The organism is Rhizobium sp. SEMIA 4085 (genome assembly GCF_013004495.1).
Taxonomy (GTDB): Bacteria; Pseudomonadota; Alphaproteobacteria; order Rhizobiales; family Rhizobiaceae; genus Rhizobium; species Rhizobium gallicum.
Map to the genome: position 1 here is coordinate 1 of NZ_JABEPH010000207.1, position 10,798 is coordinate 10,798.

A 10,798-nucleotide genomic window follows, 5' to 3' on the forward strand; every position below is an offset into this window, starting at 1 on the left:
ATGCGTGAGGCCATAGCGCTCACCGCCGCGGTGCTATGTTGTTTTCTTCATGCAGAAGATGCCATCCGAGATCCCCCGTGGCCTCGTGGGTTCGGCGTTGTGTATTCAGGATGATACGCATACAGCTCTGATCTCCCCGCGGCCTTCGGCCGCCGATCCGCTGTGCCTGCCGTCGACTTCTGGAGCCTGAACATGACCTTCAACGCCATCGCTACCGCCGCCATTGCCCACCGCCCCAACGCTGCTGTGTTGTCTGTCAGTGCCTTGGGAGGGGGCTTAGAAATACGTCTGGCCTTCCTCCGGATCGCGGAGGGGTTGAGCCATGGCGAACCCCGAAGACACGCCCAAGGGCCAGCATTTCCTGCTCTCGCCAGAATGCCGAACGCTGACGGTGCTCGATCTCGCCAAGATGCGGGATACGACTGCCTACAACTGGTTTAAGCGCCTGTGGCACGAGACGGAGGGCGAGCCGTATTGCCCCAAGTGCGGAACGCTTCGGTGCCACACGATGAGCGGCAATCGCTTCAAATGCACCGAGAAGACCTGCAAGGCCGTTTTCAGCGTCACCTCGGACACGGTCTTCCACGCGCGCAAGCTGAGCTTCAAGAAGATGCTCATCGCCATCTGGTTTTCGGCGACCTCGGTGAAGGGCAAGGCGGCGCTCCAGCTCTCGCGCGAGAGCTGCGTCCAATACAAAACGGCCTGGGTGTTCCTCATGAAGCTGCGCGAGGCCATCGCCTGGCGCAGGGAGGAGATGGTGCTCGATGGCGAGGTCGAGATCGACGGCAAGTACGCTGGCGGCCAAGGCCGAGGATCGCATCGACCGCCGCCGCAAGAAATACCCAAAACATGAAGTGTCTGTGCGCTCTTGCGATCCGCCAGCGCGGGCTGGGAGGGCAGACGTTCACCCGGATCATCCGAGACGAGGACAGCAACGCAGCCTGGGCGGCCGTCGGAGATCGCGTGTCGCGGGAAGCAACGGTCTTCGCGGACGAGCATGGCAGCTACAACGACCTGGCTGGCCTGAACAAGCTGCATCGTGTCAACCACTCGAGGGCCTATCAGACCGACGATGGCACAAAAACCAACCAGGTCGAAAGCTTCTTCTCGCGGGTCCAACGGGCCTACGTCGGCATCCAACATCGGTTTTCGTTGAAATACTTCGACTGGTCCGTGGCCGGCGTGGCCAGGTGAGCAATCGAGGCCATACGTTCCAGCTGCTGGGCAAGGCACTGTCTCGCCCGACATCTCGCTATCTGTGCGGATACTGGCAGGGCAATAAGCCGCCAGACCTGATCTGGGAAGGCTAAGCGGCGACCTCCCACAGAACCTTGCGGCCGTCGAACTTACCCGATTGCCGCACGCGTCCTGCAGTCGTCAGTTGGGTGAGGACCGCCGACAGGCGGTGTGCGATGTCCGAGAGATTCGCTGGCTCGCTCGGGATGCCGAGCTTGTCCGCTTCGCTGCACAGTCGGTCACCGAAATCGGATCTCCTGCCTCGCGCAGGACCTCCAAGACGAAAGGTCGGTAATGATGTCGTCCGTAATTCAAGCCTGCGCTTCATGGTCCGCTTCCCCTTGTTGGACCTACCATTCAAATGAGACAATACGACAATGGCGAAGGCAACCTATCCTGGAGAATAGGTTTTCCCGCTCAAAAGTTTTTGATATTTGCCCTGCATCACACAACGCGCGAATGACCTAAAGCACGGCGAAATCGCTCGCGAGATTGGGGGACGTCATGGGTCGTAGGACTGACGAAGTCGGCCACCACTGGTGGATACTCAATGAGCCCGCGATTATTGTCGGAATAGCACATAGGCAGCGCCCGTCTACGAGCGTGCAACCATGAGCTTGCCTTACTCCTGCGATCCTCTCGAAGGCTCCCTGGCTGAGACAATCGAGGCGCGCCGGGACGAAATGCCGGCTGCTGACCACAATCCTGCAAACGAGATGTCGCGCGTTCTTCGGACTGCGCCAATTCATCTTGCGGCAGACCCCTCCGGCGGTGCAATCGCTCACTGGAACCACGGCCCCTTACATGATGTCGTCGAGCCCATGACCGACCACGTCATCATGGCTTACAACGGCGCGATACAGCGCATGGAACGGCGGACAGGAAGATCGATCGAGAGCGGAACGTTTCGTCGCGGGGTTGTGATCATCATCCCGGCTGGATCAAGCTCCCGATGGGATATTCCAAAACCGGTTGATGTCGTCCAGCTCTATCTTCCCCGCACGACACTGACGCGCATTGCCGACGAAACCGATACTTTCACGCCGACCGATCTCTTGGAGCGAACGGCGCATCCGGACCTCATTACATCCCGATTGCTCCTGAGCGCAGCCGATGTCCTGGAAGGCAATACGGCACTGGATGCACTGTTCAGGCAGCAGTTGACTGACCTTCTGGCCACGCGCCTGCTGGCTGCGCATACCGGCAAGGCACCTAGCTATCAGCCGGCGCTGGGCGGCCTCGCGCCGAGCGTGCTGCGCCGGGCCATCGAACGATTGCGGTCGGACGCTGACGCGGACGTCTCCCTCGGGGCTCTCGCTGCCGATGCCGGGCTGTCGCGTTTTCATTTCTGTCGCGCCTTCAAGGAAAGCACGGGACTTTCGCCTCACAACTGGCTCCGTCAATATCGGCTCGAGCAGGCCATAAACATGCTTCGCGATCCTCAAAATTCGATCGCGTTGGTCGCAGCCTCCCTCGGTTATGCCTCGCAAACAGCATTTGCAGCTGCATTCCGAAAATTGACCGGTGAAACACCGACCGATTGGCGGCGGCGCCACGGCTGACCGCAATCTCCTTTCGCCTCGCCTCAGATTCCGGACTGTGCGTTCTGGCTCAGCGACGACCATGCCGCGCGATTGCACTGGCATGGCGTTGGTCGAAGCCTCACTCGACTGCGCCTCGCAAACAGCCTTGGCCGCCGCATTTTGAAAGCTGACCGGTAAAACGCCGGGCGATGAACTGCGCCGCATCCGCTAAACCGCAATTGCTCTGCAATGGTCCCAATCCCTCTGGCGCAGCCGTAGACTTGTTTCGCTAAACCACCATTGCGCCCATACCAATGGATCCGGCGGAGACAAAGGATGGTCTGGGACACCGGTTATGGGTCAATCGCAACGAAGCGACCCGTAGCGGCTTGCATACCCGACTGTCCGTCCAATTCGATGACGGGCGCCGAAACAAATATTCTACAAAGGATTAGCACGATGACCTCCATTACAACCAGCGACGGCGTTCAACTTTTTTACAAGGACTGGGGACCGAAGTCCGCTCAGCCGATCGTCTTTCACCACGGCTGGCCGCTCAGCTCCGACGATTGGGACAATCAGATGCTCTTCTTCCTCGGCAAGGGCTTTCGCGTGATCGCTCATGATCGCCGCGGCCATGGCCGATCGACCCAGGTGAGCGACGGTCATGACATGGATCACTACGCCTCCGATGTTGCCGCAATGATCGACTACCTCGATCTTCGCAACGCAATCCATGTCGGCCACTCTACCGGCGGCGGTGAAGCCGCGCGGTATGTCGCGCGCTACGGCAAGGGTCGCGTTGCCAAACTGATCCTGATTGCGGCCGTGCCGCCATTGATGTTGAAGACCGCCGCCAATCCCGGCGGTTTGCCGATCGAGGCATTCGACGGATTGCGCAGCCAGCTGGCGGCCAACCGGTCGCAGTTCTATCGCGATTTTCCGAGCGGCCCCTTCTACGGTTACAATCGCCCGGGTGCCGAGCCTTCGCAGGCGGTCATCTCAAATTGGTGGCGTCAGGGCATGATGGGAGGCGCGAAAGCGCATTACGACGGCATTAAGGCATTCTCGGAGACGGATTTCACCGCGGACCTGAAGAGCATCACCGTGCCGACGCTGGTGTTGCATGGCGATGACGACCAGATCGTTCCCATCGGTGCCGCCGCTCCGTTGTCGGCGAAGCTCCTCCAGACCGGCACGCTGAAAATCTACGAGAAACTGCCGCATGGGCTGTGCACGACCCATGCAGATGTCGTCAATGCCGACATGCTGGCCTTCGTCACCGCCTAAGCGACGTCGCTTCAACATCCGCGCGCCATCGTTACCGACCATCTCGCCGCCCAGCGGGAGCGGCAACGATGACGCGCGGCCCTTTGAAACTAAAAACCACGGAGTAAAATAACATGAGACTTGTGATTGTAGGCGCCGGTTTCGCCGGCATGTACGCCGCTCTGTCGGCAGCCCGCCTGCGCGATATCGAAGGCGTTTCGCCCGAAGAGCTCGAAATCGCGCTGGTGTCGCCGGAACCGACGCTCGTCATTCGCCCCCGGCTTTACGAGCCGAAACCCGAGACCCTGACGGCACCTCTGCAGGATGTGTTTGACGCCGTCGATGTCGCCTACGTGCAGGGCAGCGTGGAATCGATCGACACGAAGGCCAGCACCGTAGACGTCGTCAATGCCAGGGGCGAACGAAAGTCCCTTCAGTATCATCGCCTTGTGCTCGCCACCGGCAGCCGGCTGTTCCGCCCGAATATTCCCGGCCTCGCCGAATATGCCTTCAGCATCGACAATGTCGATGACGCCATTGTCCTCGATCGCCATCTCCACGAGCTTGCGAAACTGCCGGCCTCGGCCGCGCGCGACACCATCGTTGTTGCCGGCGCCGGTTTCACGGGTATCGAGGCGGCGACCGAGATGCCTTCGCGGCAGCGGGCCCTGTTCGACAAAACCGCCAATCCGCGCGTCATTGTCATCGATCGCGGCAGCGCGGTCGCCCCCGACATGGGCGAAGGTCCTCGCCCGATTATTGAGGAAGCGCTGCGCAAACTCGGCGTGGAAACGCGGCTCAACGCCGGGGTTTCATCGCTCGACAAGTCCGGAGTTACGCTGAGTACCGGCGAGCATATCGAAACCATGACCGTGATCTGGGCAGCAGGCATGCGGGCCAATCCCCTGACCACCAAAATTCCTGGCGAGCGTGACAAGTTCGACCGGCTGCTGGTCGATGGCTGCCTGCGCGTGCCGTCCGTGCCTGGCGTCTTCGCCACCGGGGATGCGGCACGCGCTGCATGCGACGACTGCGGCAACTACGCACTGATGTCGTGCCAGCACGCCACACGCATGGGCGCCTTCGCGGGCAACAATGCCGCCGCCGAACTGTTGGGTGTGCCGGCACGGCAATATCATCAGGAAGCTTATGTCACCTGCCTTGACCTCGGTGATGCCGGAGCCCTCTTCACCCGAGGCTGGGAGCGCAAGGTGGAGATGGTCGGCGAGAAAGCGAAGGCGACCAAACAGGAAATCAACACCGTCTGGATCTATCCGCCGCAGCCCGAGCGCGCCGCTGCGCTGGCTTCCGCCGATCCGGAGCGTGTGACGGACCTCTGATCGCATCACGACACGAGCTGCGCTCCGCGCAAGAGCGCAGCTTGTTATATTTCGGCCCGCTCGTAAGGCGCCCGTCAATTCATCGATCGTTTTCTCCTGTCGGTCACGACATGGAGCTTGGCGCCTGGGCCTGCCTTGGAACGGTCTCAGACTTCCGGCATCAGGCCCCATTTTTGCCTGCGTGCGCCACTGGCATGCTGACGAGCGCGAATGACTGTGGCATGCAGAAATCGCCATCGTGGCTGATACTGTCGAAGATCCTGCAGCACTCCCCGCTCCACCCAGGCAACAGTGGCGCCCTTGAAAATGCGGTAATCGCCAAGTCGCTTCGGCAGGTCGCGTCAGCGCCCACCGCAACGGGCCATCCAGAAGATGGCGTCAATAAGGCGTCTGTTATCGGCTCGCCGGCCGCGCTTGCCGCGGCAGCTACCGGGCATCAAGGGCGCAAGAAAGTTCCATTGGGCTTCATCACGGGATCGCGATCTTCATACACGGCTGATCTCTCCTCAAAATCTATCTTGAACCCGATTTGCACCCATTCAAAGTCAATCGTCCCATCTTCAGCTCGCGGCTTGACGAATAACGCAACGCTGTTGAACGATTTTCAAAAACTCTAATGCCCAGTCGCCATCGCGAGCCGATTGGCACATGCGACGAGAACTTCCTCGCATCCACCCAGCTTGCCTCATTTTGTATCTGGCTACGATCTTATGGGACGGTGACCGAGACCGGCCGGGATTCGGCAAGATACTGGTTCCCGATCGGTGCCGGCACGAAAGCGAGGCTTTCGGCGGGCATGGCCAGCGAAAGCCCGCTTGCTCTGCATTGGTCATGAAGCAGATCAACGATCTCATTCTTGGCGGGCGTTCGAATTGCGACGCTGTCGACGCGGAACTGCAGCTCGACTTCGATTGCGATCGCGTCGATGGCTTTCAGGGCAACGACCGGCGGCGGGTCCTTGACGATCCGGACGCTGGCTCGCAGCACAGATCGCATGACTTCCTCGACAACACGTGGTCTTTGCGTTGCAGCGATGCGCACACGCAGCGCGATCAGGTGGGTTTCGTCAGGGCGGCTAAGATTTGTCACGCCCTGCTTTGCCAGGATGCTGTTCGGTAGCACGACGACATTGTTCGTAACGGTCAAAAGGTTGGTGGAGCGCCAGGTGGTTTCGATGACGCGACCCTCGGTTCCGTCGTTCAACTGGACCCAGTCGCCTATTGCATAGGCCCTACCGAGTGTCAGCGCGATGCCGGAAAAGACGTCGCCCAGCGTATTCTGTAACGCCAGGCCGAAGATGACGGCGATGACGCCGGATGTTGCAACCAAGGTGCCGACCGGCATGCCGAAGACGAAACCGATGACGGAAAGCGCCACGCCGAGATAGATGACGGCAATGGCCATATCCTGGATGAGATGTGCTTCCCGTGGCTTGCGGTTCAGTCTGACGTAGATCTGGATGAAGCCGATGATCGTCCAGGCGAGATGGGTCCACCAAAGGATTCTGGCCGATTTGGAAAGCAGCGCGGCAGGACCTTGGGTGTAGATGCCGTCGGGCCGATGCGGAGCGATGCCTCCCAGATAGAGCACGAGGCTCATGTTGGTGAAGAACAGGATCTGGACGATCAAGCGGCCCGTCGGACGGTTGCCGCCCTGGATGTGCCACACGACAATGCCGGCAATTCCCAGAAGATTGATCAGAACAAGCGGCACGAAATTGTCATTACCAAACATGGCAGCAATCACCGATTTAGGTTGGGTCAAAGAGCGGCCGGGCACCGGCACTGCGGGCCCGGCCTGATCGGCTATTTCTTGATCGGGAATGTCAGTTCTTGCTCGGCGCTATCGACGACGAAGACCGCAAGCAGCCTTGCCGGTTTGGTCTTGCTAGCGTTCTCGCTGACACCGTGGCGATCGCCCGGCAATTCCGAAAAGCTGTCACCGGCTTCATAGACCGTGACGGGCCCGTCATTGACCTGGCTGCGGATCGCCCCTTCGAGGACGGTCGCGTAAATGAAGGCGGAGGCTGGGTGTGTGTGGCCCTCCGAGAAACCGCCCGGAGCATATTCGACGAGAACGCCCTTCATGCTCTTACCGGGAACGTTCGGCAGTTTGTGGTCATAGACCAGCGTAACCTTTGCGCCCTCCCCGCCACCGGGCGCATCGTGCGCAAGAGCCGAGCCTGACAGGAGAGCCGTCAACGCAACGGCAAAACGTAATGACTTGATCATATCTATCGTCCTTTCGTGACTGAGGCATCGGGGCCGCCTATAAGACGGCCCGTATGCAGGTCGTTACTTTCTGGGCGTTGTCGCAAACCAATCATCGAAACCGATGCGGCCGATGCGAGGATGATTGTCGGAAACGAGTGAACCGTCTTCCAGTTTGGTGCCGAAATAGCGGGCGTCCGGATCCGCGACAACGGTGCGGGAATCTCCGATCGCTTTGAGGTAGCGCGCGGCGAAATCGCAGAGACGTGCGCGCTCGGGGCCGCAGATTTCGACGATGCCGTTAGCCGGCGGGGCAAGGGCCGCGTCCGTTACGAAATCGGCGACGTCGTCAGACGCGATCGGCTGCAGGAAACCCGTCGACAAGCGGGCCGTGTCGCCGACCGTGCCCTCTTGGGCGATGCCGCCGAGAAATTCCATGAACTGTGTGGAACGCACGATCGTATAGGGAATGCCGGCTGCCCGGATGATCTTTTCCTGGGCGACCTTGGCTCGAAGATAGCCGCTATCCGGCAACCGATCCGTGCCGACGATCGAAAGCGCGACGTGGTGTTTCACGCCGGCTTCGATTTCCGCTGCCATCAGGTTCTTGCCTGCCGTCTGAAAGAATTCGAGCACGGCCTTATCCTCGAAGGATGGCGAGTTCGCGAGGTCGATCACCACCTCGGTATTCTTCAGTACTTCCGCCAAGCCCTCTCCGGTGAGGGTATTGACGCCGGTTTGCGGGGCAGCGGCAATGACCTCATGCCCCTTTTTGCGCAGGCGTTCTGCAGTCTTGGAACCGATCAGGCCGGTTCCGCCGATAATCACGATTTTCATAAGATGCTCCATTTGCTGCGCGCCCGTGCGGTGCGCGTGGTTGAATAGGTGGATAGAAGGCCTTTTTGAAGCTCGGGCTTGAAGGCCGAGCTGGACACAGCCTTCAAGGATGACGCTCTGGTTGGCCTTAATTCAACAAGAGGTCAGTAGTCCCAGAAGACCGGGACCCAACGAAAGGTGTCGCCGTCGACCGCGACATGGCCAACAGAAGGAAACGGCATATGAGTTGCCACCAGCAGTTCGCCGGTCGCCGCCAGCTCCCGCAAAAGCCGGACCCGAACGCGGGCCGCCTCCTCGGGGTCATGTTCGAAGCCGTTGAACCAGTCGGGGTGGTCGAACCCGACCGCGAACACGGCGTCGCCGGCAAACATCAGACGATCGTTGCCTGAGGCCACACGGACCACGCTATGCCCGGGGGTGTGGCCACCGGTACGGGTGACGACCACGCCCGGCGCCACCTCATGCTCATCCTCGAACAGCCGCAGCTGGCTCTGATAGTCTTTGCTGAACCGCTTGGCGGCTGCCCGCAGCGCGTCAGGGAAGCCTGCGGGCATCGAAACGTGGGAGAAGTCGGGCGACTCCCAGAATTTGACCTCGGCAGCAGCCACATGGATCCGCAGGTCCGGATTCAGCTGTTCCTTCACCCCGTCGACGAGCAGCCCGCCAACGTGGTCCATGTGCATGTGGGTCAGCACGACGTCGGTCACGGATGCAAGGTCGATGCCGGCGGCCGCCAGCCGCTTCATCAACTGCCCGGCCCGCGGCAAGTTCAAGTCCGGGTCGAGGCCCAGTCCAGCGTCGATAAGGATGGTCTGCTCGCCGCTGCGCACCACGACCACGTTCAGTGCCCAGTCGAAAGCGTCCTGCGGCAAGAACATGTCGCCCAGCCAGGCGGCCCGGGCGGCCGGGTCAGCGTTGTGGCCCAACATCGCGGTTGGGAGCGGTAGCACCCCATCGCTGACCACCAGCACGTCAATCTCGCCGATCCGCACCGCGTAGCGCGATGGAACCAGCTCTTCGGGTGCCGTTCTACCGGGGTGTGAGGTGTTGTCCACTTTCATGCTTGCCTCCTGAGTGTTGTTGATGATCTGGTTCATCTTTGAAACCTCCTGCGTTCTATCTTGGTGCTAGATCCTTGGTGGCTTACGCTTCCTGGACGGGAAGCGCGGTCAATGCGGGTGAAGTCTTTTGCGATCGGCGACACACTCACTGCTGGCGTGTCCTCTGATGATCTATCGAAACCGATCTGCGGCTGCGCCAGAACGATTGCTGCCGCTGCAGAGCAATTGCTGCTGACGCATGCGCATGCTCCAATCGCCCGGGGTTTCGCCGGTTTGTCGGATGCAGCTCTTTCCAATAGCCTTTGCTATGAACATCTCGGGGCCATTGATCGAGGCTCGGCGCCCTTTCCCAAGTGGGCGGAACGGTGCCAAAACATGGATTTCCACAAGTTGCGGCCTCGCAGTGACCAGACTAGGTTGCGACGCGGGACCCCCAGCGCCAATATCGAGATTAAATCGGCTCGAAACGCTGGCGATTTCAGGTTTTATTTGTTCTGCAGGAGCAGCCGATGATGCCCGTCTGGCTGTATCGTCCCCACCCTCGGCAAATCGCGGATTTGCTGGCTTCGACAGACCGGCTCGCCGTTTGGCGCAGCGCAATCGATCATGGCCGGCAGTGTTTCCACCAGTGGCCAGAGAAAGCGTTCCCTCGCGTAATACCTCCTGTGCGCATCTCCTCTTCGATGTCGATTGAAGCAAAGTACCACTGTACGATCGCGCCGTCCGCGCCGTGCAGTGCCTGAGCACGCGTCTCGATCCAGCGATAGCCGCCGTTCTTCAGGCACCGGCGAAACCGGTTGACGAAGGGCTTGCCGGTCGCAAAGCCTTTCACTTTGCCCGCGCAAACATTGTCGGAAAGTCGTCGGGGTGAGCCACTTCCCGAGCCAGCGCATCGAAGTCCTTGATCTGCGTCGTCGGCGCACCGGCCTGGTCCTGATATCGCTTGCTGACATAGGTCAGCTCGCCCGATGGCGCGAAGCTTAGGATACTGAAGGGCACGGCCTCGATCATCTGTTCCAACTGCTGCTGGCTCCCCAGACCCAGTTATCGCACTACAAGAGATGGCGTATCACGACGTGCTTTGGACCCTGCCGCTGAAAGTAACCCTGCACTCCGGTTTGGACCGTACCTTTGACAGTGGCTACGAAGCTTCCCCTTTCCACAATCGCGCTGTCTCGGCTTGCAGGCGGGCATTAAACCGAACGACGCCCGCGGCAGTAGCCCGCGAGGCGTTTATAGCCCGCATGCCTCGAAGCTGGCATGCCGGCGATAGGGGTTGCGCCGCTGCCCTATGCTGGGAAAACCAACATGGACCCATCAAC

At 60.3% G+C, this 10,798-nt stretch carries 10 protein-coding genes and 2 pseudogenes; 7 read left to right on the forward strand and 5 right to left on the reverse strand.

The window, feature by feature from the left end; genetic code table 11:
- Positions 1-322 precede the first annotated feature (322 nt).
- The 6 genes from C9413_RS19815 to C9413_RS33580 all read left to right on the forward strand — a co-directional run bounded on the left by C9413_RS19815 (position 323) and on the right by C9413_RS33580 (position 5,985).
- Complete coding sequence (locus C9413_RS19815; protein ID WP_052451598.1) at positions 323-853, forward strand: hypothetical protein; 531 nt, start codon at positions 323-325, stop codon at positions 851-853.
- Positions 850-1,194 (forward strand): transposase, encoded by a 345-nt coding sequence (locus C9413_RS19820; RefSeq protein WP_052451599.1) that lies wholly within the window; start codon positions 850-852, stop codon positions 1,192-1,194. Before C9413_RS19815 ends, C9413_RS19820 begins: the two co-directional genes overlap by 4 nt.
- A gap of 653 nt (positions 1,195-1,847) precedes the next feature.
- Positions 1,848-2,798, forward strand: a complete 951-nt coding sequence (locus C9413_RS19825) for an AraC family transcriptional regulator (RefSeq protein ID WP_039845905.1) — start codon at positions 1,848-1,850, stop codon at positions 2,796-2,798.
- A 420-nt stretch (positions 2,799-3,218) separates the two neighbouring features.
- Positions 3,219-4,049, forward strand: a complete 831-nt coding sequence (locus tag C9413_RS19830; protein WP_039845906.1) for an alpha/beta hydrolase — start codon at positions 3,219-3,221, stop codon at positions 4,047-4,049.
- 113 nt (positions 4,050-4,162) lie between these two features.
- Positions 4,163-5,368, forward strand: a complete 1,206-nt coding sequence (locus C9413_RS19835) for an NAD(P)/FAD-dependent oxidoreductase (protein WP_039845907.1) — start codon at positions 4,163-4,165, stop codon at positions 5,366-5,368.
- Positions 5,369-5,589: 221 nt separating this feature from the next.
- A complete protein-coding gene (locus C9413_RS33580) occupies positions 5,590-5,985 on the forward strand; it encodes a hypothetical protein (RefSeq protein WP_039845908.1) in 396 nt (131 codons plus the stop codon).
- 91 nt (positions 5,986-6,076) lie between these two features.
- Here the strand turns inward: C9413_RS33580 and C9413_RS19845 are convergent, their stop codons facing one another.
- From C9413_RS19845 to C9413_RS34545, 5 genes and pseudogenes are all read right to left on the reverse strand, one after another.
- A complete protein-coding gene (locus C9413_RS19845) occupies positions 6,077-7,102 on the reverse strand; it encodes a mechanosensitive ion channel family protein (RefSeq protein WP_039845909.1) in 1,026 nt (341 codons plus the stop codon).
- Positions 7,103-7,173: 71 nt separating this feature from the next.
- Entirely contained in the window at positions 7,174-7,599 is a 426-nt protein-coding gene (locus tag C9413_RS19850; RefSeq protein ID WP_039845910.1) for a cupin domain-containing protein, read from the reverse strand.
- A gap of 63 nt (positions 7,600-7,662) precedes the next feature.
- On the reverse strand, positions 7,663-8,415 hold the full coding sequence (locus tag C9413_RS19855) for an SDR family oxidoreductase (protein ID WP_039845911.1): 753 nt from the start codon (positions 8,413-8,415) through the stop codon (positions 7,663-7,665).
- Between the two features lie 143 nt (positions 8,416-8,558).
- Positions 8,559-9,512 (reverse strand): MBL fold metallo-hydrolase, encoded by a 954-nt coding sequence (locus tag C9413_RS19860; RefSeq protein ID WP_039845912.1) that lies wholly within the window; start codon positions 9,510-9,512, stop codon positions 8,559-8,561.
- A 512-nt stretch (positions 9,513-10,024) separates the two neighbouring features.
- A pseudogene (locus tag C9413_RS34545) lies at positions 10,025-10,508 on the reverse strand (PAS domain-containing protein); the annotation flags it as partial.
- Positions 10,509-10,537: 29 nt separating this feature from the next.
- Here C9413_RS34545 and C9413_RS19870 point away from each other — a divergent pair.
- Positions 10,538-10,798 (forward strand): annotated as a pseudogene (locus C9413_RS19870) (DUF982 domain-containing protein); the annotation flags it as partial.